This window comes from Pseudomonas sp. B21-019 (assembly GCF_024749225.1).
Classification (GTDB): domain Bacteria; phylum Pseudomonadota; class Gammaproteobacteria; order Pseudomonadales; family Pseudomonadaceae; genus Aquipseudomonas.
In genome coordinates this window covers 3,120,985-3,144,513 of sequence record NZ_CP087193.1, presented here as the reverse complement: position 1 = coordinate 3,144,513, position 23,529 = coordinate 3,120,985, and the positions used below count along the sequence as shown (strand labels likewise).

Genomic DNA, 23,529 nt, shown 5'->3' with positions numbered 1-23,529 from the left:
GGTGGGGTGGTGTTACTTCGGTGGGAGAGGGTAGTCACATGACATCGCGATCATGGATGTCATGTGTCCAATGCGTCGGTTATCAGGACGCTCGATAGCTCAACTGCCACTGAACCAGTTGTAACCCTGATCCTCCCAATAGCCACCGGGGTAATCGTTGGTCACGAAGATCTCCACGACATGTTTGGGGTTCTTGAAGCCCAGTTTGGTCGGCATCCGCAATCGCAGGGGGTAACCGTATTCCGCTGGCAAGACCTGATCGTCATAGCGCAGGGTGAGCAGTGTTTGCGGGTGCAAGGCCGTGGGCATATCAATGCTGGTGTAATAGTCATCGGCGCATCTGAGTCCGACATATTTGGCACTGATATCGGCGCCCACACGTTGCAGAAAGGTCGATAAGGTTACACCACCCCATTTACCGATGGCGCTCCAGCCCTCCACACAAATCAGTCGCGTGACCTGACTGGTGTGCGGCAGTTGGTTCAGTTCAGTGAGGGGCCAGCTGTGCTTATCCTGGACCATGCCACCAACCGCGAGTTTGAAAGCAGCTCCGTCAATGTTCGGGATGCTGTTGCGGTCGTAGTAGGCGTTGAAAGGAAACGGGCGCGTCATCATCGACTCAGGGTAGGTCGGTGCCAGCCTGCTCGGATCGAATAGAGCCGCTTGTACCTTGTCATTGAAGCGCGACACCATTTTCAGCATGGACTCCACCGAATCACTGTCATCCAGCCGACAACCCGTCAACAAGGCAATTGCGCCCAGTGTCCAAGCATGACGAAGAAACTGTCTGCGTGCGGGTAGATCAAGTTCCTGCGCTACCGATTTGATGATGACGGAGTCATCTAGCCCGTCTACTTTTCTGTTCATGAGTTAGCGTCCGCGCAGCATGGCGATCAGGGTGCGTGGCACGAGAGCCACCATCACCAGATGCACTACGGCAAAGGCCACCAGCAGGCTCATGCAGACAAAATGCACGATGCGCGCTGAGTCATAGTCGCCCATCAGTTCCCTCAGCAGCGGAAACTGCACCGGTTTCCAGATCACCAGACCCGATAGCACGAGCACAATGAGATCGAGCACGACAAAGAGGTAGGCGAGCTTTTGCAGGGAGTTGTATTGCCGCAAGTCGGCATGGGCGAGCTTGCCCCTGAGGGCCGCCAGGCAATCATGCAAAACTTCGGCAGGGCGTATCGGGAGAAACTTGTGGGCGATGCGGCCGGAGAACACATTGAGCAGAAGGTAAAGGGTGCCGTTGATGACCAGTATCCACATCGCTGCGAAATGCCAATGCAGTGCGCCCGCCAACCAACCACCCAAGGTGATGCTGTCGGGAATCCGAAAGAAAAAAATCGGTGAAGCGTTATAGATACGCCAGCCGCTCATCACCAGGATGAACACAGCGATGACGTTGACCCAATGGGTCAGCCGGAGCCAAATCGGGTGAATCGTTTGGGGGCTACTCACAATTCCCATCCTGCCGGCACAGTGCCGACTAGTCCCCCCACGGCCAATACGAAGCGTGTTGGCTCAATCCCCCGTGCTTAACCGGCAACTCCACTGGAGTCGCAAACAGCACCTGCCTGACAGTGTCTCTATCAAGACTAGCATCAGCTTGTAGGCGCCGTTTTACATTGTTCAAGCCGTGATTGCCCATGTGAAGCACCAGCCATCAGTAGATACGCCAACTCAATCCAAAGGCGAGCGAATGAGCTGGCTAAGACCCTTGCTCGTGGAGCGACAAGTAATTGAGGAGTGCAGGCGGTGCTTTTATGAAAGTTCCGCCCAGACACATCATTTAACATAATATACATTACACGTAACATCATGTTTCAGGATTGGCCCGGTTGCACTGTCGAGATTATTTAAATATGCGTATAAGCAGCTAAATATGAAACAGCCGAACAATCAGCCCCTTAGTGAATTCTGCTCACTGCATCCTCCAAAAAATATTATTTAAATATGCGCATCAGCTTTCATACCGGGATCGGAAATTCTTCGTTGCCGGAGTTGTTTGCAGATCGCCTGCCCAGTAGTCGTTTGATATCTCAGAGGTCTAGCACTGATCTTGCCGCATCCGTCGCACCTAATCGGTCTGCATGAACAATGCTTCCAGGAATGTCAGCAATCACGACGCTGTGTGAAATCTGTGGCTTTCGGCATGGGTTGGTGCGCGGATTTCAAGGACAGCCATACAGGAATTGGCCAATGTCTGGCGACGCCGTCGAAAATTACGCTCCTAGCGACCCATGCACCAAGCATTGCTCTGAAACCCCATTTAAGTATGAATCAGCGAGTAAGGGGCTGACATTGCGGAGAGCTTCACTAGCTGGGCAAGGCGTTAACGACCGCTATTTGCCGAAAGCAGGCCTCTGCCCCCCGTTCATTTTGGCCCATCTCTGCTATCTACGATCTAGCTTGCCATGAACCATGCAATGGCTACCCGCACGCCTTTACCTAGCTCTAGGAATCTCCCGGCGGGAGGACATTATAGGCTGCCATAGATTAAACATAACTGGTGTTGTGTTTAATCTGAGTGACTGCTAGCATCCAAATCGCCAAGTGGCATTTTCGAGGAGAAAGCTCTCATGCAACCCTCTGTGCGAAAGGCGTTCCTGGAAGACGGGGCCGTCCTGATCAAAGGTTTTCTGAACAAAGATCAATTGGCCAAGTGCCGGGCAGCCTACGACTGGGCTGTCGAGAATCATGGCCCTCATGCGACCCGAATGTTCGACGGAACTGAGCAACAATCGCACGTCGACAATGCGAATCCGGTCGCCAAGGCCCGTCTCGAAGAACTGGTGACCTCCCTGCCCTTTGGCGAGCTGTTTGCACAGCTCTGGGGCTCGGAGAATGTGTGGTATTTCGCCGAAGAAGTATTTCTCAAGGCCGGTGGGCGCGGATCTCGCACACTTTGGCATCAGGACACGTCTTACCTGCCGTGGGCGGGAAACCACTGGGCCAATGCCTGGATCAGTTTTGAATCGGTCCCGAAGAAAAACGCTTTGGAGATCGTCCGAGGTTCACACATAGGGCCGCGTTACGACGGCACCACGTTTCGCGACCCAAATGATCCGACGCAACCTCTGCATGGCGGCGATGCCTTGCCGCGTCTGCCTGACATTGAGGCTCTGCGTCAGAACAATCCCAAGGCGTTCGACATCATTTCGTGGGCCACCGAGCCCGGCGATATCGTCCTGCTGCATCCTGGTTCGCTACACGGCGGTGCGCCGGTGGATGCAGCCTTCCCGGACCGCCATACCTTCGTCTTCCGTTTCTTTGGAGACGACGCAACCTTTCGACCTCTGCCAGAGCACAGCGCCGCCGGTTACCCGCAACAGGGCGTGCTGTTCAGTGAGGAGCTGTCGACCTTGAAAGCCGGAGATCCTTTCCGCCACCCAACGTTCCGCCAATTAATATAAGAGGAGTAACGCCATGAGTACTCAAGACCTGCAGCGTCAATCGATCAATCCTGGTCACACCCAGGCCATCTACGACACCTTCCATTTTTCCCAGGCGACGCGTGTCGGGAACATGATCTGGGTGTCCGGCCAGGTCGGTATCGACGCGTCCATGGTTCCTGCCGAAGGTATCCAGGCACAATCCCATCTGGCGTTTCAGTCCTTGAGAACCATCCTTGAGGCCGCAGGCGCAAGCCTGGCCGATGTGGTCGAGTTGATGACCTTCCACACGGATCTTCAGGGTGAAGTTCATGCCTTTGGGCAGGTAAAGGACGAGTACTTCCCCGAGCGCTATCCAGCGTGGACCGCTGTCGGTATTTCACAACTTGCACTTCCCGGATTGCGAGTGGAAGTACGAGCCGTTGCTGTGATTAATAGCGGTCGAATCTGAAGGATTGCATGTTCTCGACATGCCAAGCCAAAATGGCGTTCGCAGCCGCTGTCGGCTCAACGCCTTCAACCAACGGAATCACTTTCTCTCATGCATGATGCCCAAGCGCCTTCCACGGATCGTCAGCAACCCATTGACAGTGATTCCGCACACGCCCCACGCCGAGGACGCCCGGTAGGCAATCGCCTGGAAAAACGCGGAGAACTGTTGACCGCTGCCATCGAGGTGATTGCCCAGGAGGGTTATGCCGGGACTTCTCTGCGCAAAGTCGCCAGTCATGCTGGCTGCACGACTGGCGCCGTGACCTACTACTTCGCCAACAAGGAAGAGATGATCACTGCGGCCGCGCAGAGTCTGTTCGACGAGTTCGACGATCTGCTGGAGTCCGATCAAGAAAAAGTCGACGTCAGGGCAATGATCGAGCAGTGGTTGAACCTGACTCAAGCCAACGACTCAGCCCGCTGGCTTGCCTTGTTTCAAATGCTCGCCCACGCCCGGCACGAGCCAGTGTTTGCCGATGTGATCCAGAAACGTTACTCGCGATTCCGAGAGGATCTCGCGACCATTCTGGCCAAGGGGCAAACCCAAGGCATCATCCGCAAGGACATTCCTGCCGATCTACTCGCTGACCAGCTCAGCGCACTGAGTGACGGCTGGATGATGATGCTGCCGATCGAGCCGGAACGATTTGAACCCAAACGCAGCAAGGCGTTGATGGATGCCGTCATCACGCTGATCAGCCCCTCTCGATAAATCCCCCTACCCTGTCTTCATACCATCAACAAGGTTCGCTTCATTCGGGGAGCGAACCCAGCATATCTGCATCTTCCTTACGCTCAAATCCACTCTTTATCGCCATCCTCTCGATTTCACTTTGCTGAAGACCTCTTCCGTCATATATTCACATAACATCTGTAATTATAAATAGAAAAAGGAGGTGAAGATGGATTCGGATCTCGATGAGCTGTCGACGCAATCACGGCAGCGACGATTGTTATTGCAAGCGATCGGAGGCGCCGCCCTCGCCGGAGGACTTGGCATCAGTGGGCGTGCCATGGCTCAAACCGAACCTGCGACAGACGCTTCGATACTGGACGTGGTGATCATGGGCGCGGGGCTGTCCGGGCTTACATCAGCCAGGGATCTTCAGGCCGCCGGCTGCGAGTCGTTTGTAGTCCTTGAGGCCCGCGATCGCGTCGGTGGCCGCACGTACAACCATGACTTGGGCAACGGCGTCATCTCTGAGGCCGGCGGCCAATGGATCGGTCCTGGCCAAACATCGATTGCGGATCTGGCAAGGCAGCTCGATGTCGCAACCTTCCCTACTTATTACAAGGGCAAGGCGGTTTATCTGATGGGCGACGAAAAGATCCAAGAGGATGTCAGCGATGGCCCGAATTCCAACACTGAAATCGTCGGCAAACTGAACAAGCTGGCCGAAGGTGTTCCCAGTAAAGCGCCCTGGAAAGCCAAGGACGCTGCTGAGCTTGACAAACTCTCGGTTGGCCAATGGCTAGCCGAACAAGGCATCAGCAACGTAGACAAGATCGGATTCAACATGTCCGTGAGTCTGACCTTCGGTACGGCGCCGGCCGGCATGGGCCTGCTGCATTACCTGGCGATGATCAACTCCTCCGACTGCCGCCTCGAAAAGCTCGAAGGCATCAAAGGTGGCGCGCAGGAATCACGGCTGGTAGGTGGTTCTCAGACCCTCAGCTTGAAGATGGCACAGGCTCTGGGTGACAAAGTCCGGCTGGCGTGTCCGGTGCGCAAAATTGTCGGTTGGGATCGTGATGTCGTCGAATTGCATACCGACCAGGGCATCATCCGCACGCGGCAGGTGATTGCCGCCCTGAGCCCGGCGCTGTGCAATCAGATCATCTTCGATCCGCCTTTGCCAACCGAGCGCGCCGAGCTGCAGCGACGTTGGCCGGCCCATGCGCCAATGCGCAAGACCGTACACGTCTATGAGCGACCGTTCTGGCGAGACCAAGGCCTTAACGGGCAGATCGTACAAGTGGAGGGCCCCCTGATCTGGGCCTACGACAACTCCCCTGCGGACGGTAGTCTGGGCGTCCTGAGCGGCTTTATCAGGCCTGGGCAATTACCCCATGACCCCAAAGCGGCGCAGGACACCTTGTCGGAGATCTACGCCCAAGCTATGGGCGAGCAAGCCCTGCATCCGATCCAGTTCCATGATCAGGACTGGGGCAAAGTCGACCCATGGACCCTGAGCTGCATTTCTCCAATGCCCCCCGGTTTCTGGACTCAATGGGGCGAATACCTGACCCCGGCCGTTGGCCGTCTGATCTGGTCCGGCACCGAAACGGCGGAGATCTGGGCTGGGGCGATGGATGGCGCAATCCGCGCAGGCCATCGAGCGGCGATGGAAGCGCTACAGGCGTTGGTTCAACCGGGGAGGAACGTCTGATGAAGCGGACTATCGTGATTGGGGCAATCGCTGTGACAACCGCGCTGGCGGGATCGACAGTGATCTATGGGCCAGAACTGTTGGCGGGATACCGCTTTATGAATGCCGTGGATCAGCATGACGCTGATTACCAGGCCGATGGTGGTGCGTGGCCACAATTGCAGGACACCTGCGCACTCTGTCATGGCGCAAGAGGCCAGCCGCGGGACGCCCAGTATGCCGCTCTTGCGGGTCAGTCCGCAGCGTACATCGAAAGCCAGTTACATGCGTTTGCCGAAGGACGCCGACACAGTGCACAGATGAGTCCGCTGGCGGCGAATCTGACAGATGAGCAGATCAAGCGTCTGGCCAGTTATTTCGCCGAACAGAAACCAGGCGTAACTGAAGTCACGACGAAAGATGATGCTCTTCAACAGCAAGGTCAGCGTGTGGTCGTCGCCAATGGATGTGCAGCCTGTCACGGCGAAAAATTGTCTGGCGGCCCGTTGGCTCCGCGCATCGCGGGACAAGGGCAGCTTTATCTGACGGACCAACTGAAAGCCTTCAAAGTTGGCCAACGCAAAGATCCGACTCAAGCCATGAATGCTATGGCGGGTGCGTTGTCCGACGAGGATATCAAGGCCTTGTCGCACTATCTGGCGAATCTGGTGCCCTGATCCCGCTGGGCAAGGATGCCCGCCGCCCTCCTCTTTCATACGCCAAAAGCCGCCAGAATGGCGGCTTCGCATACCTGAAAAACATATCTCTCAGCGTGTCTGCAAAAGCGCCATTGAGTTCTTCGAACGCTCTAAGGCGCAATACGCGTAGTACAAGTGCACCAGTAAATAAGCCCAAGTAGTCAGCGCAAGAACATAGAAGTTCAGCAGCACGTTAGTGTCGTCCCCAGGGATTTTGTAGAAGTCATAAATGCAAGCAATGGTCAGTGAGGCGAGCATGCCAAATATCACCCCGATCGCGTGCAGGAACTCTCCGGCGCTTGCGAGCCTCACTGCGAAATAGACCAGATAAACCGAAAACATCACCCACATCATCACGTAGAAATACGGCAGGAGCGTGATCAGAACCTTGGTGGAAATCAAAGCGAATGTGCCCACCAGGGCACCGGCAAACATCATGAGTTCCTTGCGCACTGAGGGCTTGTAGGTATGCGTCACCGCCATCAACCCGAGTACCGTAATGATCGGGATCCCGAAGGCTCTGGAGAACGCATCGCAAAAGTATGAAATGAGGTACGAATGCTCCGATCCGGTGAGGAAAAATATCAGGAAGTTTGTCGCGGAAAAGGCGACCACAAACCACTCGAGAGCCAGTAGCAGGTTTCTTTTTTTAAGAAACTTGATGCCGAAGGTCAGCCCATTCGCGAGCAGCAAGAAACAGGCAAGGCACAGCACAATATTTCTCGGTTCCATAACGATAGCCTCGATACATCTGACAGAAAATTTGATGATTTATTTGGGTTGAGGAGCCAGTGCGGCAAGGTAGGTGGCAATCGCCTTACGCTCATCCGCTGACAGCGCGGCCGCCATTGCTTTCATTGCGCCGCTGGGCTCATTGCGCTCACCTGTGGCAAAAGCGTTGAGCTGCGCTAAAAGGTAGTCGTGCCCTTGCGCGGCCAAGCGAGGAAACGCGTCGTGCCCCATCAACTGGCCACCGTGGCAGGCTGCACAGCCTCTCGTTTGCACCAGTTGTTTGCCCTTTTCCTTCAGACCTTCGTCAGGGCTGAAAGCCGCATTCGCGCTGACGGATTGCCGAGAATAGAAATTCGCCAGCAGATCAATATCATCGCGGCTGAGGGTCATCGCCAACGGCCCCATATTGGGTGCAGCCCGTTGCCCACTGGCGAAGTTGTGCAACTGCGCAGACAGGTACGCGGCCGGCTGTCCGGCCAGACTCGGATAAGGCGAGTTCAGCGAGTTGCCCTTGCTGCCATGGCAACCCGTGCAGGCATCCGTCAGATGCGGCCAGCTCCCACGTTCGGTCTGGTACGCCTCAGTGGACGTGGTGATGTAACTCTGCAGGCGATAGAGATCGAGAAGGTCACGACCGAAAATCGCCAACAGCACGGCAATGACTGCGATGACGCCAAACGCTATGATTTTTTTCATTGTCGCCTCCTATGCCCGACGCAAGGCGTTGAGCACCTGTAAGGCGCTGTGGTGTCCGGCGCGTACGGCACCATCCATGTAGCCTGCCCAGATATCAGCAGTTTCAGTGCCCGACCAGAACAGATTGCCGCAGGGTGGACGCAGCGCCTCGCCATGAGTTGACCAGAAGCCTGGAGGAATCGGCGACACGCAAGTGATCGTCCATGGGTCGAAATGCGCCCAGTCATGATCGTGGTAGGAGACGGGGTTAAGCGCTTCGTCCCCCAAGGCACGCGCATAGATCTCGGTCTGCACACGTTTAGCGGCTTCAGGATCAGCAGGTGCTGCCGCATTCATGACGAATGCATTGATGACTCCGATTTCACCGTTGGGCGGTGAGTTGTCGTAAGCCCAGATGACCGGCCCCCCCACCTGAATGATGTGGCCGTTCAAGCCTTTGTCACGCCAGAAAGGCCGCGGGTAGACCATCGCGGTCTTGCGGGCCGGAGAGTGTGCCGGCCAGGCACGTTGCAAGGCTGCACGGGCTTCGGGCAGCGGTGGATCGAACTGCAAGCGTTGGCAGAGTGCGGGATGAATCGCCATGATCACCCGCCGGGCACGTATCTCGCCTTGATCCGTTTGGAGTCTGACGATGTCGCGATTCCAGTCGGTAATCTTTCGCACTGGACAGGACAAGCGAACTTTGTCGCCCAACAGTTGCGCCATCTTGCTGCTGAGAATCTGCGAACCACCGACGATCCGTGTGCCCTGCGCGCTGTCCTTGATTGAGTCGAGCCGCATATATTCGCAACCGGCCGAGTTGATCATCGACAGAAAATGCAGAAAGCCCATCTTTGCCGGCGTAACACCGCAGGTCAGGAGGAAACTGGCGTTCCACCCAGCCCGATCCTCAGGCTTTATGTTCTGTTGAGCCAGCCATTCACCTGCCGAGAGCTTGTCCAATTCGGCGGCCCTGGGTGACTTCCACGGTGTACCGCACGGCACGTCCCGCGACAGTTCACTGAGCTTTGCCGAAACGGCTTCATCGGTGCCGAACGTGCCTTTCAAATCAACGGCGACACGTCCGTCACCGCCGAGGATGATGGTTTCACCGTCGTAGAAACTCGGAAAGGTGCCCACCTCAAGCTCTCGGGCGAGATCCGCTACAGCCGTTTGCCCCGGGCCTATCCACTGGCCTCCGACCTCGGAGATGTAGCCTGAACCCAGATCGTGATTAAGGGTGCGCCCGCCTACACGATCGCGCGCTTCGAGCACCAACAGCGACTGGCAACCCGCCAGATGCAGATCGCGGGCTGCCGTCAGACCGGCAAGGCCTGCACCAATGATCACCACGTCGATAACATTGTCCGAGCTGTCTTGCAAAAGCGTATCGGCGGCATTGGCCAGGCCGATGTTCAAACCAATCGATCCCACCGCCGCTGTAGCACCGGCCAGTTTGAGCAATTGTCTTCGTTTTAAATCTGGAGGGGCGTCAGTGTTCATAATCGATGCCTCACATAACGTTATTGTTGGATTGAACGCTCATGACAGAGCGTCCGTGCGGCAGTAAAAAAAGCGGTGGCAGAAACAAAATCCATTTTGTCTTTCTGCAGGCGAGCGCCTGCCCGGCCAATGACTTCAAGGCCTGTGCCACCACTGAAAATCAGCGTGTTGTCTTCCTTTAACGCGTTGTTCTGCGCGCCCTCAACGATTAACGATGAGTGCGTGCAACCTTGCGGTTGGTGTATTCGTCGAGGCTGTTTGCCACCCCTAGCGCCAGATTCACGGCGCACCATTGCAGCGGCTCTGGCAATGTTTTCGGGGTTTTGTGGCGCAGCGCAGCGAGCAACGGATGCTCGATGCCGCCGATTCTTTCCGCCAGCAGATGCCCGATCAGCGACTGGGTGGCGATGCCGTGTCCGGAGCAGCCTGCGGTGTAGATAATGTTGTGGTGGGTTCCGGTTTCGCCCACCACCGGCAACGCGTCGTAGGCCATGCTGACGTAGCCGCTCCAGCACGATTGAATACCAATACCGCGCAAAGTCGGGAAACGTGCCCCCAGCGTGTTTTCCAGCTCGCGGTAGGCAACATCGTCGGGAATGTTCGGGGTTTTGGAACCGTAGACATAGCCGAGCCGTTTGGTGGTCAGCAGCAACGTATTACGCGCCGTCAGACGATGGCTTTCCATGGTCCAGTGCGGTGTCATCAACCCTTCCCGTCCTGCCCATCCCAATGACGCCAACTGCTGCGCAGACAATGGCTCGGTTTCGACTGCCGACACCCGAAATGGAACAATCTTGTCGCGCAGAAGCCCGATTTGCGGCGTATAGGCATTGGTGGCCAACACCAAATTCGGGGCTGTCGCACGACCGTGCGTGGTTTGGCAGGTGATCGTCGGCCCATCGGAATACGACACCAACTTCGTATTCTCATACAGTTTCACGCCTGCCTGGAGCGCCGCCCGCCGCAGTCCCATCACGTATTTGCCGGGGTCCAGCGTACCGCCATGGCGTTGCAGGCAGCCAAACAGAAATGCCGGTGGAATCCCCCGTGCGCGCATTTGAGCCTGATCCAGAAACTCGGTACGGGAGCCAAGTTCGTCACCCACTGCCATACTCTTGCGTAGCTTTTTCTCCTGGGAAGGATGGATGCCCGCCCTGATGATTCCCGAGGCGTTGTAGTCGCAGTCGATACCCAGTTCGCGCAATCGGCCTTCGACGTAGGCGACACCTTCGTCGTAGAACCTGACGATGTTTTTCGCCTTTTCGTGACCGACACGTTTCAAGAACAGCTCGAACTCAATGCCGATGCTTCCGCCCAGATAACCGGCATTGCGACCACTGGCACCGAAACCGGCAAATTCCTGTTCAAGGATGATTACCTTCGCACCCAGCGCCGTAAGCTCCAGGGCGGTAGACAGCCCGGCAAAACCGGCACCGATCACGATGACATCCGCGCTGACATCGCCTTCGAGCTCCGGCTGCAGATCAACCGGACTCTCGACCCAGCCACCCAACCGGCGGAAATGCCCGCCGGCAAAGTGGCTTTCCAGCTCTTGCGCTTGATAGGTCATGGACATGTGATGCGCTCCTATCGACTCAGGATGTGAATAGCGACCGCTGCTTCCTCAACACCTTGAAGACCGCCGCCGTTTTCCTGGATGGCATGCCGCGCGCCGTGTACCTGGCGCGCCCCGGCTTCCCCGCGCAATTGAGTGGTCAACTCGTACAATTGGCCGATCCCCGTTGCGCCGAGCGGATGACCTTTGGACTCCAGGCCGCCGGAGGTATTGATCGGTATGCGGCCACCCAGGGTGAAATCGCCCCGTTCGGCGCAAATTCCACCCTCCCCCAGCGGCGCCAGTCCGAGATTTTCCGACTGGATGATTTCCCCCATTGCCGAAGCGTCGTGAACTTCGGCCACATGCATGTCCTGCGGGCCGAGTCCGGCGATCTCGTAGGCCTGGCGCGCAGCCAACAGGCTGACGTGCTTGTGCGGCTCATCCAGTCCACGCAAGGTGAAACTGCGGATCACGCTGGCGGCGATTCGCACACAACGTTTCGGATCGGCCCCGATGCGTTTCAGGCCCGCCTCGGTGCAAATGATCGCGGCGGCCGCGCCGTCGGACAACGGCGCGCACATCGGTAACGTGATCGGATAGGTGATCGGTGGCGCCGCCAGTACCTCTTCGATGGTGAAGGTCTTGCGAAATTGCGAATAAGGGTTGTGCACCGAGTGTTGATGGTTCTTGGCACACACCGCCGCGATCTGCCGCTGTGTGGTGCCGTAGGTCTTCATGTGCCAACGGCACATGGCGGCATAAATGGCCATGAACTTGCTGTACGGGCGATCAGACTCCGAGCCTGGCGGAACAACGATGCCCTCCCCCATTTTTACCAGCGTGGCGTAGTTCTCCTCGGCGGTGGAAACATCCCAGCCGGTTTCGAACAGTGCCAGTGCCCGCGACTTGTCCGGCACGTTCATTTTCTCGGCGCCCAACGCTAACACCACATCGGTAGCCCCCGAGCGCAAGCTCTGCACCGCCAGATGAACCGCAGTACTGCCCGAGGCACAGGCGTTTTCGACGTTGTAGACCGGCACACCTTCGATGCCGATCTTGCTGCACATCACCTGCCCCGGGATGGAGAGCTGGCCTTGTAGATGGCCGTTGGTGATGCCGGCGTAAAACACTGCCTCGATGTCGGAGCGTTGGGCGCGGGCGTCTGCCAGAGCCCCCTGCAACGCCTCCAGAGCCATATCCTGAAGGCTACGCTCCAGATGACGTCCGAATTGGGTCATGGCGATGCCGGCTATGTAAATGGGTTCCATCACTTAACTCCTCGACGTCAGATCTGCCGATCAACGCTTTGCCAGTACTGGGCACGCAGATCCTTCTTCAACACCTTGCCAACAGGACTGCGTGGCAATGCATCAATGAAATCCACAGTTTTCGGAGACTTGACCGATCCGAGTCGGTCTTTGCAGAGACTGATCAGTTCTTCGGCGGTGACGCTTTGTCCAACACTCAGCTCGACGACGGCCTTGACGCTCTCGCCCCACTGATCGTCCGGAACACCGATCACCGCGCAGTCCTGCACTGCCGGATGGGCCCAAAGCACCTGCTCGACCTCGCTCGGATAAACGTTGAAACCACCGGAGATGATCATGTCCTTCTTGCGGTCGGTGATGTGCAGGTAGCCATGGGGGTCGAGATGGCCGATATCACCGGTGTGCAGCCAACCGTCGATGATGGTTTCGGCGGTTTTTTCCGGGTCCTTGTAATAACCCTTCATGACCAGGTCACCGCGTACGCAGATCTCGCCGGACTCGCCCTGGGCGAGAATCTCCCCGGCGTCGCTGAGGATCTCGACGCGAATCAGCGGATTGGGGCGGCCGACCGATGACAGACGCTCGTCCGATGCCAGTCGTCCACCTTGCAGATGCTCGGCGGGCGGCAGGTTGGAAATCGATGCGGGCGCTTCGGTCTGGCCGTATCCGCCGGCCATCACCGGGCCAAAGGTTTCGATCGCTTGCTTGAGCTTCTCCACCGACATTGGCGCCGCGCCGTAAAGAAAGTATTTCAACGAGCTGAAATCGACCTTCTGCGCCAGATTTGGAACATCCAGCAGGCGATAGATCACCGTCGGTGGCAGAAAAGTCTCGGTGACCTTGTACTTCGGAATCATCGCCAGCATCAGCGCCGGGTCCGGCTTGGTGATAACTACCACGGTGCCGCCCCGCGAGGTGCACGGCAGGGACAGTGTGCCGGCAGTATGGGTCATCGGTGCCGCCGCCAGGTTGACCGGTGGATGCTCATCCCCATAAGGGAAGTTGATCATGAAGTGCGCACAGAACGTCTGGATGCTGCGATGGGTGTTCATCACACCCTTCGGCAAGCCTGTGGTGCCACCGGTTGGCGAAATCGCCACTACATCGTCGAGTTGATACTCGACCTTGGGTGGCGTGTTCGGCTGACCTTCGATCCAGACTTTAAGCGAAGGTGCTTCGGGCAGATGTTCGTCGATGCAAATCCATAAACGGATTTTCGGCAGGCTCGGGCGCAACGCGTCGATGATGGATGCGAACTCCTTCTGGAAAAACAGCACCTCGCAGTCGAACGCATCGAGCACATGACGGTTCTCTTCGGCACTGTTGCGAGCTCCAACCGGAATCCAGCACATGTTGGCGCGCCAGAGACCCAGTGTGCACGTCCAGGCCACGGCATCGTTGGCCGACCAGATCGCACCCTTGGTGCTCTTGGGCAAACCCTCGGCCAACAGTGCATTGGCGATACGGCATGACAAGTTGCGGACGTCGGTAAAGGTGAAAACCCGGTCATCCTGGATATACGCCGCGCCGTGCGGATTGATCCGCCAGCCACGGTCGAAGAAATCAATAATCGCCATGTCGGTCACTTCACAGTTGGGTAACGGTTGCGCGAGCCAGGCCACGCTGTTCGAGGAAGCCCAGCAGGTAGCGATGACCGAAGGCTTTCGAGGCCGAGGAGAAACCGACCTTGGCGCTATCGTTGTTCAACAGCTTGACCACGGCTGCCGCATGCAAGGCGCCGGTGGCGATGTAGGGCGTGATGCCGTGCACGGTGGCACGCACCGCTGTCAACTGACCGCGGCCGATCGCGAAGTCGACGGTGCGTTGCAAGGTGCTGCGCTCGCGCGGTGGCATGCTCGGCGTGGTCGACTGCACGAGGCTATTGATCACCGCGTCCTGCTGCTCTTTCGGCAGGTGTTTGTACTCGGCTTCCCACTTCTCACCCAGGCCGTGGACCATTTTCATCACCGGGTTGTCGTAGAAACCAACGCAGGACATGCAACTGCGCACCCGGCTATCCTCCTCATAGAACACCGGCAACGAAGTGCCGCCCCATGGCAGGCAGAACACCGACTCCAGCAGATCGGGACAGACCACGTTGAAGCTCGTATTCGGCGCATATGGCACCAGTGCCTTCTCCCACAGATAGGCGCCGGGGTAGCGCATGCCTTCGAAAATGGTGGCCGTTGAACCAACGGTCACACCGGCGGCACCGGTACGTGGCCCACGGGTCAGGGTTGCGGTTTCCAGCGAATCGACGCCCGGAGTTTCCAGGGCCAGCTCGGCGGCGATCTCGGCGTAGGTGTACATGTACGCGAGCGATGGGGACAGCAGCAGCCCAGCCTGGCGGTATAGCTCGCCAAACTGGTCGCGCAAGGCACGAATGTGCGCTTGCTCACCGGCAGGATCCAGATAATGACAGCCGGCCTTCAATGCCGCTTCAACGGCGGTCAGGCCAAAATTGATGAATGGGCCGACCGTGTTACAAACCACGCGCGCGCCTTTGAACACCGAAGTCAACGCTTCGACCTCGTGGGGGCACTCAATGATTTCGTAGGTCGCCGACTCCAGGCCGACAACGCGTTGCGCCATCATTTCCTGGGCACGGCCGGCGTTGCGCGCCACGGCGGTGAACGGGATGTGCTGGTCGATCAACCAGTCCATGATCAGCATGCCGGTGTAACCACTGGCGCCGTAGACAACCACAGGATATTTGGCCATCGGGATGTACCTCATTGTTGTTATTGGATGAGTGATGTCGGGTGAATCTTCAGGGTCAGTTGTTCGCCCAGCCTTCGGCATAAAGCTGCTGGGCCAGCAGCCCCAGACGCATGGTCAGGACACGGTTTTCGCCGTCCTCGATCAATGAGGACTGGGTGTCGCGCAATAGCTTCTCGATCGGGTATTCGCGGGTGGTGCCGTTGCCACCGAACAGGCGGAAGGCTTCTTGCACAACGGCCATCGCCTCTTCGGTCACCGTGACCTTGGCAGCAGCTGTGGCGTAGGGATGGGTTTGCGGCGACAGACGCGCGAAGCTCAGCGAACGTCGGGCGACAGCGCGGGCGGCCTCGACACGGCGCAGCATTTCGCCCAGACGCAGGCGGGTCATCTGGTGGTCGATCAACTGATGACCGCCCTGGCGGCGTTCATGGCAGTACTGCAACGCCATCTCGAATGCGGCGCGCGCGACGCCGGTGAACACCTGGCTCATGTGCGTGCCGGCAAACGACCAGGAAGAGCTGACGGCGCCGTAGTAGTTTTCGCGCTCGGCGATTGCAAAGCGCCGGGGCACTCGCACGCTGTCGAAGTAGATTTCGCCTTGTGGCAGGGAACGCTGACCGATCTTGTCCAGCGGCTTGCCTTTAGACACGCCTTTGAGATCAAGCGGAATGATCACCGCAATACCATGCGGCCGACCGTTGGCATCGTAGAAACCGTCACCGTAATCGGCGCAGATCATACCCAGCGCGACCTGCGCGACGGCTCCGTTGGATACCCACGCCGAGCTTTGACCGTTGAGGATGATTTCATCGCCGACCACTTTGGCGGTCAGGTTGCCGATATTTCCAGGCTTTCCTGCCGGCCAGTCACGCGCCATATCGAAGATCTGGTTGTCGCTACCACGATCGGGTTGGGTGGCCATCCAGCAACCGATCCGGCCCTGGCAGAGCTCGGCCAATTCGGTATTGCCGGCGGCGACGGCCATTTGCAGCGGGAAGTCAGCACAGCCAAGGGAAACTGCCAGGCCGGCATCGCCCCAACCGAGTTCTTCGCCGATCAGTGATTCGATCCGTATCGCCATATCCGGTGGCAACTGTGCCAACAGCGCCGGATCAAGACCCAACTTGGCGAACTCGCTGAACATCGAATAGTAAGGCGAGCCTGGGGCAATCACCTCTTCCGGTGTCATGCGGTCCAGCTCACGCCCCAAGGGGCGCAACACCTCTTTGGCGAAGCGGTGGACGGAGGCCTGAATCGCAGCCTCCTCTTCTGTCAGCGGTGTTTCGAAGCCGGAGAGCCCGGCAGCTGGCAGGGTAAGCGTCGATTTGAGCGAGATCATCAGAGTACCTCCATCGAGAATGGCAGGCCGTTGCGCTTTGCAACGTTCTGCGTCTTGTTATTTGAGATCGACTCTAACAAGCAAAATTATTTAACGCAACAACTGTTATGCTTATTATTTTGCGCGTGAAAAAACGCTTTCAGGCACGGGGGAACCGGCCGAAAATCAGCAGGAAGTTTTAGAAAATGACCAAGCCAAATGTCGGGAAACGGGTATCGCGCTAGCCTCCCGACATCGCAGCGGCATCAGTGCTGAGGGACGACGCCTCGTCGTGAAAACAGAATCGGTGAGCCGTCACTGTTCAGCAGCGACGCCGTGAGCGAAACACCGTCGCCGCTGGGTTGCTCGTGAAAACTCTGTCCACCGTCGTCACTGCGCACAATCAAACCGTCGAGTCCCACCGCGATGACTTTTCGCTCTGAGACATCGATGGCTGTGACTGAACTTTTGCTTTGCAGCGGCACGCGCTGCCAGCTCGAGCCGTCTGCGGAACCATGCAGCAGCGTGCCACGTTGTCCGCCCACCAGCAGTGAGCTGTCACTCAGGACTGCCCCCGTCCACAACGTGCCGCTGTAGCCGGTATCCAGGTAGCGCCAGTGCTTGCCCCGATCGTCGGAGCGCAACAATTGGCCGCGCTCTGCGGTGGCATACAAGTGCCCTTTTTCATCGGCAAACAGTCCCATCAGATTCAGGTCGGCACGACTCGATCCGGGTGGCGCGTCGATTTTCTGTTCGATCCAGGTCTTGCCGCCGTCATCGGTTGTCAGCACCAGCGACCACAGTCCCACTGCGACGCCTTGCGTCGGGTTGAAGAAGTGCACGGCAAACAATGGCCGGTCTTCTGCACTGGATAATCGTTGAACCTGCCAGACATCACCGCCATCGCTAGTGGCGAGAATTGCTCCCCAGTGGCCGACGGCCCAACCCTGTTTGGCATCGGCAAAGGAAACACCGGTCAACGGAGTGGACAACGGTACGGAAGTCGCCTGACGAAAGCGCTGCCCGTGGTCATCCGACAACAACACCATGCCGTGATCGCCGACGGCAACGGTTCGCTCCCCGGCCCAGGAAGCGCTCAACAGCGTGGCGGCACTGGCGTTGGCGGTTTGCGTCGCGGGTACGGCCGGCAAGGGAGAAGCCTGTAGCAATGCCGGCAACATAAGAACAATCAAAGGAATCAGGTTTCGCATCGGGGTCTCCTCAATGCACCAGTGAGCCGATCAGGCGCACCGGGCGCCGCCGTGGGAATGTCCGTTCCAGCCACACGGCGAATGCAGGCAGTACGGTCATGGCCATGACCATGTTGACCAGGAACATGAAGGCCAACAGCTTGCCCATGTCGGCCTGGAACTTGAGATCGGAAAACGCCCAGGTGGCCACGCCCACTGCCAGCGTGATGGCGGTAAAAATCGTTGCCACACCCACCTCCAGCAAGGCGTGCTCGACGGCCTTGGTGATCGGCTGCCCTAGAGCCTGGTGCAGTTGCAGACGGTTGTAGATGTAGAAGGCGTAATCCACGCCGATGCCGACGGCCAGTACCATTACCGGCAAGGTGGCGATGGTCAGGCCGATTTGCAGCTCCTTCATGAACCAGTAGCCGATGAAGGTGCCGAGTGTCAGCGGCAGGCAGCACACCAGCACGGCGCGCCAGTCGCGGTAGACGATAAACACCAGCAGAGCGATCGCGGCATAGACGTAAAGCATCATCGGCAGCTCGCTGCGTTCCACCTCTTCGTTGATCGCAGCGATCACCCCGGCATTGCCGGAAGCCAGGCGTACGCTCACCCCATCCTGAGTGAACTGAGTACGAAATGCCTTGGCGGCGGCGATCACTCGGTGAATGGTCGTCGCCTTGTGATCGGCGAGAAACAGATGCACCGCCGTCATGCTGCAATCGGGACGCATCATTCCTGGCACGCGAGCCACCTCGGCGGCCATCGATGAGTAGTTGGTCGGGTCGATGGGTACCGCGTTCATTTTCGGGTTGCCCTCGTTATAGCCCTCGTTGAACTGTCGCAGACTGTTGGAGAACGAGGTGACCGACACCACCCCTGGCACGCCCTGCATCGCCCAGACAAAGCGATCCTGGTACTGGCCGAGGGCGACGTCTTCGCAGGCGTTCGTCCCTGCGTCGACTTTGGCCTCGAAGACCACGCTGAGCCAATCCAGGCCGATGTCATAGTTGCTGGCGATGGAGACCGCATCGCGATTAAAGCGTGCGTCCTCGCGCAACTCCGGTGCACCGGCTTGCAAGGAGCCGACAACCCGATCATGGCTCTGCCAGGCCGCCGTGACAAAGATCAGCACGGCCATGCCCAGCACCCAGCGCACGTTGTGCCATTCGGTCAATCGGGCAAAACCGTGCAACCAACGGGCACGACGCTGGCGGGAAATTTCTTCGGCCGCGGCGTAGCCCGAGTCGACTCGCAGCATCGACGCCACCACCGGCAGCATCACCAGATTGGTGATGATCTTGAACGCCACCCCGAGCGAAGCGGTGATGGCCAGCTCCCGAACCATGGGAATCGGGATCAGCAACAACGTCACGAACGACACGAATGCGGTCACCAAAGCCAGCGTGCCTGGGATCAGCAACCCGCTGAAACTGGCCCGTGCCGCACCCTCCACCGACTTGCCGCAGGCGATTTCACGGATGATGAAATTGATCTGCTGAACGCCATGGGACACGCCAATGGCAAACACCAGAAAAGGCACCAAGACCGCCAGTGGATCAAGTCCGTAGCCGAGCAAACGCAGGGCGCCAAACTGCCAGATCAACGACACCAGCGAACAGCCCACCGCCAGCAACGTGAAACGCAGCGAATGGCAATACCAGTACACCGCAGCAGCCGTCAGCAGTAGCGCCAGCAGGCAGAACTCCAGAACCGCCGAGGCACCTTCGGCAATGTCACCGATCTGCTTGGCGAAACCGATGATCTGGAGCTCGAAGTCTTTGTCTTCAAACTGACTGCGAATTTTTTGCTCCAGGACCCGGTTGTACGCCACATAGTCGAGGCGTTGGCCGTCAGCATCGAATTCGTTGAGATCCACGGTGATCATCGCGCTGCCCTGATCGCGAGCCACCAGTGTTCCGATAAAGCCGCCCTGCGCCGTCGAGTCGGCGATCATTGCAATGCTCGCCTCATCGAGACTCTCAGGCGTCACCGTGCCCGGCACCAATGGATCGGCACGAAAGCCCTCCTCGGTGATTTCGTTGACGAACGCGTTGGGCGTCCATAATGAACGCACGCTGCTGCGCGAGACGTTGGGCAGGAAAATCAGGGCCTGGGTTACATCATAAAGACGTTTGAGCCCTGCTCTGCTCCAGATCGTTCCACTCCGAGCCTTGACCACTACCGTGAGCCGGTTTGCACCGAGCAGATCATTGCGATACGTCTCGAAGGTTTCGATGTACTCATGGCCGATGGGCAGCTGTTTCTCAAACCCGGCTTCCATGCGCAACTGCACCGCAAACCAGGCCATGCCCACGGTGAACACGGCCAGGCTCAACAGCGTCAACAGGCGATGGGTAAACAACCACTGCTCGATGCGCGGCAACACGCCGCGCACTTTGGTTTCTGTCATTTTCAGCGAACTATTCACGGCGCGCCTCACAGGGTTCGGGAAACCACAAGACCGACGTAATCACGATCACGCAGCAGTTGATCGTAAGGGGTCTTGCCGCCCATGAACTTCGCGTAGTTGGCAGAGATCTGCCAGCTCGCCGGATTGCGCACGAAGTTGAGGTACAGGTTCATGCTGCTGGCATCTTCGGTGAACGTCGCCGACAGATTGGGTGTGCGTCCCTTGATTGATCGCGAATAGAACACCCCCGGCGTGACCTGCCAGCCAGGAATCAGCGTGTTGTCATACGTCAGGCTGAAATCGAGGCTGATCCCGGAAGAGGTTTTGTTGCCCTTGGCGCTCGGCGGGATGGCCGGATCCAGTTGCCAGGTATTGAGGCCGGCGGCAATCGGTTCGCCGGCGTAGTCGTTATGCAGGCCCGGGTATTTCACGACCACCAGTTCGCTCAACAGCGTGCCGGTGCTGGCACCGGTGAAGTCGAGCAATGTCGGCGAGTTGGACGGCGTCATGCTGTAGATGCCGGTCAGGTGCCATTGCAGTTTCTTTTCGTCTTTCCAGCATTTGCCACCGTTGCTGGCACAGGCGTCGATTACCGGGTTGAGCGGTACCGCGTCTTTGGGACGGTATGACAGTTCTGTGCCCACCGCCCAGTCGCCGATCGGCATATTGGCGCTGATGCCGTACATCATGCGGTCTTCCGGGTACTCCCATGTTTGCGCCAGGGCGAAGGTTTCAGGGTCCAGCACCTGCATCGTCAGTGACGGCAGCTTGTCGTGATAACGCATCACATACAGGCCAAGGTTGAGATCGGTGTTGTCTGGCTGCCAGCGCAGCGAAACACCCCATTGGCCGCCGTTGCGTGCGTCTTTTTCGTCGTAACCGTAGGCGCCCCTGCCCTCGCCCAGCGCGTGGGTGGTGGACCAGTAACTGCCCACGGGTGGTAACTCGCTTTTGTTCCAGTTGAATTGCCAATACGCCTCGATGTTTACGCCGGAACCGAGCCCGGACGCGAGGCTCAACATCGGCGCCGGCAGCAGGGCTTCCTTGAGCTGGGTGCCGGGTCGCGACAACGCCATGACATCGTAAGCGTTGGTATTGTTGATGCCGCCGGCAGCGAACAAGCTCTCGCCCCAGTTGATTACCTGATTGCCCAGACGAGCGCGGACACGCTGGTCACCGACATCGAAGCTCTTGCTCACCCACAGATCGAGCAGGCGAGCCTTGAACTCCAGATCATCCCGAGCATCGCTGGTGAGGCCGTCGTTGCCGACGCCTTCTGGCCGGTTGGCCGACAACGCGCCGCTGGTGTCGGTCGCCGCAAAATCACGGATCCAGCTACCGCGCGCCATGAACGTGTAGTCTTCGGGAAACTTCAGCACCAATTCATGGGTGCCCTTGATGTAGTTGGTGAACAAGTCACCCCTGTCGTAGTTCAGGTCGCCCTGATCACCGATATTGGCGCTGGGCGACAGACAACCGCTGGGAGGGTTGTGCCCGCTGGCCCCACTGGTGATGAGGTTGCAGCCGCGAGACTCGGTGCGCAGCCCCATGCCCACAGCGAGGGTGGAATCAAATGAGCCGTGAATGTTTTCGGTTTCAAAGGTGAACGCCATGGCAAATGGGGTTGCACACGCGATGACAAGACCTGAGGTTTTACTGATTATTTTTTTCATGTCTGTTCCCGGAAACTGCTGTTAGCGTTCGCTGGTGGCGCGCAGATTGTCTGAGGTGTAGAAGTCGCGTTTCAGACGAGGGTTGTTGGCGCTATCGGTCAGCCAGCGATGGTCGTTCTTGCCGGTACCAATTGATGTCATGTCGTACAGGTAGCGACCATCAACGAGGTTGTATTGCGCCTGGGCTTCCATATCGCAGGTGCCAGTCTCGTAGACCGGGATCGTGTAACCCTCGCGGACTTTCCAGATTTGCCCTTGCTTGTCGTAATCCACCGCCATCAGCGCGTTCCAGCTGTCTTCGTCGATGTAGAACAGGCGCTTCGGCGCCTGATGGCGCATGCCCTGGCGTACAGTGGCCTCGACCACCCAGACACGGTGCATTTCATAGCGGCGCGATTCGGGGGCGATGAAGTCGCGCTTGGCCACATCCTCGATCTTCGCCGAGTTGTCGTAGGCACCGAACGAGTTGTAGGGCACGAGCATTTCCTGCTTGCCGACCAGCTTCCAGTCGAAGCGATCCATCGGGCCGAAGAACACATTGGACTCATCGATGGTGTACTGGTTATCGAGACCGATTTGCGGCGCATCGTAGGAATACGCCGGCATGCGACGTACGCGGCGCTGGCCCGGGAAGTAGTAGAACGTGGTGGCTTGCTCGCCAGCCTTGGTAGTCACCACCCCGGCCTGCCCGGCAAGGGCTGCGGGGTCGGAGTAGCTGAAGTAGGTCGCGACTTCGAGGCGATCGAATGAGGAAAACAGCGCACTGCCCTTCACTCCCCATGGCGTGTACATGAACCAGTCGGTGGAGGTTCGCAGCCAGTCTTCACTGCCCTTGCGTGGCGAAATCCCGGAAACGGTTTTCGACATATCGAAGCCGACGCCGCGGTAGCGCATTTTCATGTTCCACATGACCTCGGCACCCGAGGTCGGAAACGGAAACGGAATACCGGGCACGTAGGCTTCCTGCAGCGCCAGGCCATCGCCGTCGAGTTTGGCGAAACCGACGTTCTTTTTGGTGTTTTCTGCAACGAAATCGGGTACGCCACAACTGCGACGCGTCGGGTACACATCCATCCGGTAACCCGGAATCTTTTTGAACATTTCCACCTGGCCAGGCGAAAGCTTGCTGGCGTATTTCGCGACGTTGCCCGAATCGATTCTGAACAGCGGTTTGTCGTCCTTGAACTTCCATTGCTGCCCGCGCACTTGGCCATGACTCCAGCTGGCACCCTGTGGGCCTGGTGGCGTCCAGGCCGGAATGACACCATCGGCGCTCGCCGCGACCTCGCCTCCCAGTGGGGTCAATTGGGTACCGAGCAACGCAGGATCCTTTTCTGCCGCTTGCCCCGTACAGATGAAAGCCGATGCGGCGATGGCCGCAATCAGATGTCTGATCCCGCCCCGTGTGAAGACTTCATTATTGGGGCACTCAATTACTGTGTTCATTGGAGGATCCTCGTGGGCCTTGATCAGCAATGTGTCCGTTTTTAAGGCGGTAACACGTTGCCTGCGCTAACC

Annotated in this window: 20 protein-coding genes; 6 read left to right on the top strand and 14 right to left on the bottom strand. The window is 58.1% G+C overall.

The genetic code is table 11. From position 1 onward, the window contains the following. Window positions 1-99: 99 nt before the first annotated feature. Window positions 100-867, bottom strand: a complete 768-nt coding sequence (locus LOY36_RS14105; RefSeq protein ID WP_258674090.1) for a molybdopterin-dependent oxidoreductase — start codon at window positions 865-867, stop codon at window positions 100-102. Window positions 868-870: 3 nt separating this feature from the next. Next, window positions 871-1,473: a cytochrome b/b6 domain-containing protein gene (locus tag LOY36_RS14100; protein ID WP_258674088.1), complete on the bottom strand. Its 603-nt coding sequence runs from the start codon at window positions 1,471-1,473 to the stop codon at window positions 871-873. Between the two features lie 1,112 nt (window positions 1,474-2,585). Between LOY36_RS14100 and LOY36_RS14095 the strand changes: the two genes are divergently transcribed. The 5 genes from LOY36_RS14095 to LOY36_RS14075 all read left to right on the top strand — a co-directional run bounded on the left by LOY36_RS14095 (window position 2,586) and on the right by LOY36_RS14075 (window position 6,936). Then, on the top strand, window positions 2,586-3,419 hold the full coding sequence (locus LOY36_RS14095) for a phytanoyl-CoA dioxygenase family protein (RefSeq protein ID WP_064617876.1): 834 nt from the start codon (window positions 2,586-2,588) through the stop codon (window positions 3,417-3,419). A 13-nt stretch (window positions 3,420-3,432) separates the two neighbouring features. After that, a complete protein-coding gene (locus tag LOY36_RS14090) occupies window positions 3,433-3,849 on the top strand; it encodes a RidA family protein (RefSeq protein WP_019578922.1) in 417 nt (138 codons plus the stop codon). Window positions 3,850-3,939: 90 nt separating this feature from the next. Then, window positions 3,940-4,602 (top strand): TetR/AcrR family transcriptional regulator, encoded by a 663-nt coding sequence (locus LOY36_RS14085; RefSeq protein WP_258674085.1) that lies wholly within the window; start codon window positions 3,940-3,942, stop codon window positions 4,600-4,602. 190 nt (window positions 4,603-4,792) lie between these two features. Next, window positions 4,793-6,280: an FAD-dependent oxidoreductase gene (locus tag LOY36_RS14080; RefSeq protein ID WP_258674084.1), complete on the top strand. Its 1,488-nt coding sequence runs from the start codon at window positions 4,793-4,795 to the stop codon at window positions 6,278-6,280. Continuing rightward, window positions 6,280-6,936 (top strand): c-type cytochrome, encoded by a 657-nt coding sequence (locus tag LOY36_RS14075; RefSeq protein ID WP_019578919.1) that lies wholly within the window; start codon window positions 6,280-6,282, stop codon window positions 6,934-6,936. Before LOY36_RS14080 ends, LOY36_RS14075 begins: the two co-directional genes overlap by 1 nt. A 90-nt stretch (window positions 6,937-7,026) precedes the next feature. On the opposite strand, the gene LOY36_RS14070 is transcribed toward LOY36_RS14075, so the two are convergent. The 3 genes from LOY36_RS14070 to LOY36_RS14060 are packed head-to-tail and all read right to left on the bottom strand — an operon-like array spanning window position 7,027 to window position 9,867. Continuing rightward, window positions 7,027-7,689 (bottom strand): hypothetical protein, encoded by a 663-nt coding sequence (locus LOY36_RS14070; RefSeq protein ID WP_258674082.1) that lies wholly within the window; start codon window positions 7,687-7,689, stop codon window positions 7,027-7,029. Window positions 7,690-7,728: 39 nt separating this feature from the next. Continuing rightward, window positions 7,729-8,385, bottom strand: a complete 657-nt coding sequence (locus LOY36_RS14065; RefSeq protein ID WP_258674081.1) for a c-type cytochrome — start codon at window positions 8,383-8,385, stop codon at window positions 7,729-7,731. Window positions 8,386-8,394: 9 nt separating this feature from the next. Further along, the gene (locus LOY36_RS14060; RefSeq protein ID WP_026345877.1) at window positions 8,395-9,867 is read right to left on the bottom strand and encodes an FAD-dependent oxidoreductase; all 1,473 of its coding nucleotides are present in this window, start codon (window positions 9,865-9,867) and stop codon (window positions 8,395-8,397) included. A gap of 41 nt (window positions 9,868-9,908) precedes the next feature. Between LOY36_RS14060 and LOY36_RS14055 the strand changes: the two genes are divergently transcribed. Continuing rightward, window positions 9,909-10,049, top strand: coding sequence for a hypothetical protein (locus LOY36_RS14055; RefSeq protein WP_019649724.1), 141 nt, complete (start codon window positions 9,909-9,911; stop codon window positions 10,047-10,049). A 26-nt stretch (window positions 10,050-10,075) separates the two neighbouring features. Here the strand turns inward: LOY36_RS14055 and LOY36_RS14050 are convergent, their stop codons facing one another. The 9 genes from LOY36_RS14050 to LOY36_RS14010 all read right to left on the bottom strand — a co-directional run bounded on the left by LOY36_RS14050 (window position 10,076) and on the right by LOY36_RS14010 (window position 23,457). Next, window positions 10,076-11,443 (bottom strand): FAD-binding oxidoreductase, encoded by a 1,368-nt coding sequence (locus LOY36_RS14050; protein ID WP_019649723.1) that lies wholly within the window; start codon window positions 11,441-11,443, stop codon window positions 10,076-10,078. 11 nt (window positions 11,444-11,454) lie between these two features. Beyond that, entirely contained in the window at window positions 11,455-12,693 is a 1,239-nt protein-coding gene (locus LOY36_RS14045) for a thiolase family protein (RefSeq protein WP_019649722.1), read from the bottom strand. A 17-nt stretch (window positions 12,694-12,710) separates the two neighbouring features. Then, window positions 12,711-14,270: an AMP-binding protein gene (locus LOY36_RS14040; protein ID WP_026345876.1), complete on the bottom strand. Its 1,560-nt coding sequence runs from the start codon at window positions 14,268-14,270 to the stop codon at window positions 12,711-12,713. A 10-nt stretch (window positions 14,271-14,280) separates the two neighbouring features. Beyond that, window positions 14,281-15,414, bottom strand: coding sequence for a trans-acting enoyl reductase family protein (locus LOY36_RS14035; RefSeq protein WP_019578912.1), 1,134 nt, complete (start codon window positions 15,412-15,414; stop codon window positions 14,281-14,283). A gap of 55 nt (window positions 15,415-15,469) precedes the next feature. Beyond that, complete coding sequence (locus tag LOY36_RS14030; protein WP_019578911.1) at window positions 15,470-16,753, bottom strand: acyl-CoA dehydrogenase family protein; 1,284 nt, start codon at window positions 16,751-16,753, stop codon at window positions 15,470-15,472. A 245-nt stretch (window positions 16,754-16,998) separates the two neighbouring features. After that, window positions 16,999-17,943, bottom strand: a complete 945-nt coding sequence (locus LOY36_RS14025) for a YCF48-related protein (protein ID WP_258674080.1) — start codon at window positions 17,941-17,943, stop codon at window positions 16,999-17,001. 10 nt (window positions 17,944-17,953) lie between these two features. Then, on the bottom strand, window positions 17,954-20,338 hold the full coding sequence (locus LOY36_RS14020; RefSeq protein ID WP_019649719.1) for an RND family transporter: 2,385 nt from the start codon (window positions 20,336-20,338) through the stop codon (window positions 17,954-17,956). A gap of 26 nt (window positions 20,339-20,364) precedes the next feature. Then, window positions 20,365-22,011 (bottom strand): DUF1302 domain-containing protein, encoded by a 1,647-nt coding sequence (locus LOY36_RS14015; RefSeq protein ID WP_019578908.1) that lies wholly within the window; start codon window positions 22,009-22,011, stop codon window positions 20,365-20,367. Window positions 22,012-22,032: 21 nt separating this feature from the next. After that, complete coding sequence (locus tag LOY36_RS14010) at window positions 22,033-23,457, bottom strand: DUF1329 domain-containing protein (RefSeq protein ID WP_019578907.1); 1,425 nt, start codon at window positions 23,455-23,457, stop codon at window positions 22,033-22,035. Window positions 23,458-23,529 lie beyond the last annotated feature (72 nt).

Coding starts and splice junctions, on each gene's coding strand:
- LOY36_RS14105 (WP_258674090.1), bottom strand. CDS start 867: ATGAACAGAAAAGTAGACGGGCTAGATGACTCCGTCATCATCAAATCG.
- LOY36_RS14100 (WP_258674088.1), bottom strand. CDS start 1,473: ATGGGAATTGTGAGTAGCCCCCAAACGATTCACCCGATTTGGCTCCGG.
- LOY36_RS14095 (WP_064617876.1), top strand. CDS start 2,586: ATGCAACCCTCTGTGCGAAAGGCGTTCCTGGAAGACGGGGCCGTCCTG.
- LOY36_RS14090 (WP_019578922.1), top strand. CDS start 3,433: ATGAGTACTCAAGACCTGCAGCGTCAATCGATCAATCCTGGTCACACC.
- LOY36_RS14085 (WP_258674085.1), top strand. CDS start 3,940: ATGCATGATGCCCAAGCGCCTTCCACGGATCGTCAGCAACCCATTGAC.
- LOY36_RS14080 (WP_258674084.1), top strand. CDS start 4,793: ATGGATTCGGATCTCGATGAGCTGTCGACGCAATCACGGCAGCGACGA.
- LOY36_RS14075 (WP_019578919.1), top strand. CDS start 6,280: ATGAAGCGGACTATCGTGATTGGGGCAATCGCTGTGACAACCGCGCTG.
- LOY36_RS14070 (WP_258674082.1), bottom strand. CDS start 7,689: ATGGAACCGAGAAATATTGTGCTGTGCCTTGCCTGTTTCTTGCTGCTC.
- LOY36_RS14065 (WP_258674081.1), bottom strand. CDS start 8,385: ATGAAAAAAATCATAGCGTTTGGCGTCATCGCAGTCATTGCCGTGCTG.
- LOY36_RS14060 (WP_026345877.1), bottom strand. CDS start 9,867: ATGAACACTGACGCCCCTCCAGATTTAAAACGAAGACAATTGCTCAAA.
- LOY36_RS14055 (WP_019649724.1), top strand. CDS start 9,909: ATGACAGAGCGTCCGTGCGGCAGTAAAAAAAGCGGTGGCAGAAACAAA.
- LOY36_RS14050 (WP_019649723.1), bottom strand. CDS start 11,443: ATGTCCATGACCTATCAAGCGCAAGAGCTGGAAAGCCACTTTGCCGGC.
- LOY36_RS14045 (WP_019649722.1), bottom strand. CDS start 12,693: ATGGAACCCATTTACATAGCCGGCATCGCCATGACCCAATTCGGACGT.
- LOY36_RS14040 (WP_026345876.1), bottom strand. CDS start 14,270: ATGGCGATTATTGATTTCTTCGACCGTGGCTGGCGGATCAATCCGCAC.
- LOY36_RS14035 (WP_019578912.1), bottom strand. CDS start 15,414: ATGGCCAAATATCCTGTGGTTGTCTACGGCGCCAGTGGTTACACCGGC.
- LOY36_RS14030 (WP_019578911.1), bottom strand. CDS start 16,753: ATGATCTCGCTCAAATCGACGCTTACCCTGCCAGCTGCCGGGCTCTCC.
- LOY36_RS14025 (WP_258674080.1), bottom strand. CDS start 17,943: ATGCGAAACCTGATTCCTTTGATTGTTCTTATGTTGCCGGCATTGCTA.
- LOY36_RS14020 (WP_019649719.1), bottom strand. CDS start 20,338: ATGACAGAAACCAAAGTGCGCGGCGTGTTGCCGCGCATCGAGCAGTGG.
- LOY36_RS14015 (WP_019578908.1), bottom strand. CDS start 22,011: ATGAAAAAAATAATCAGTAAAACCTCAGGTCTTGTCATCGCGTGTGCA.
- LOY36_RS14010 (WP_019578907.1), bottom strand. CDS start 23,457: ATGAACACAGTAATTGAGTGCCCCAATAATGAAGTCTTCACACGGGGC.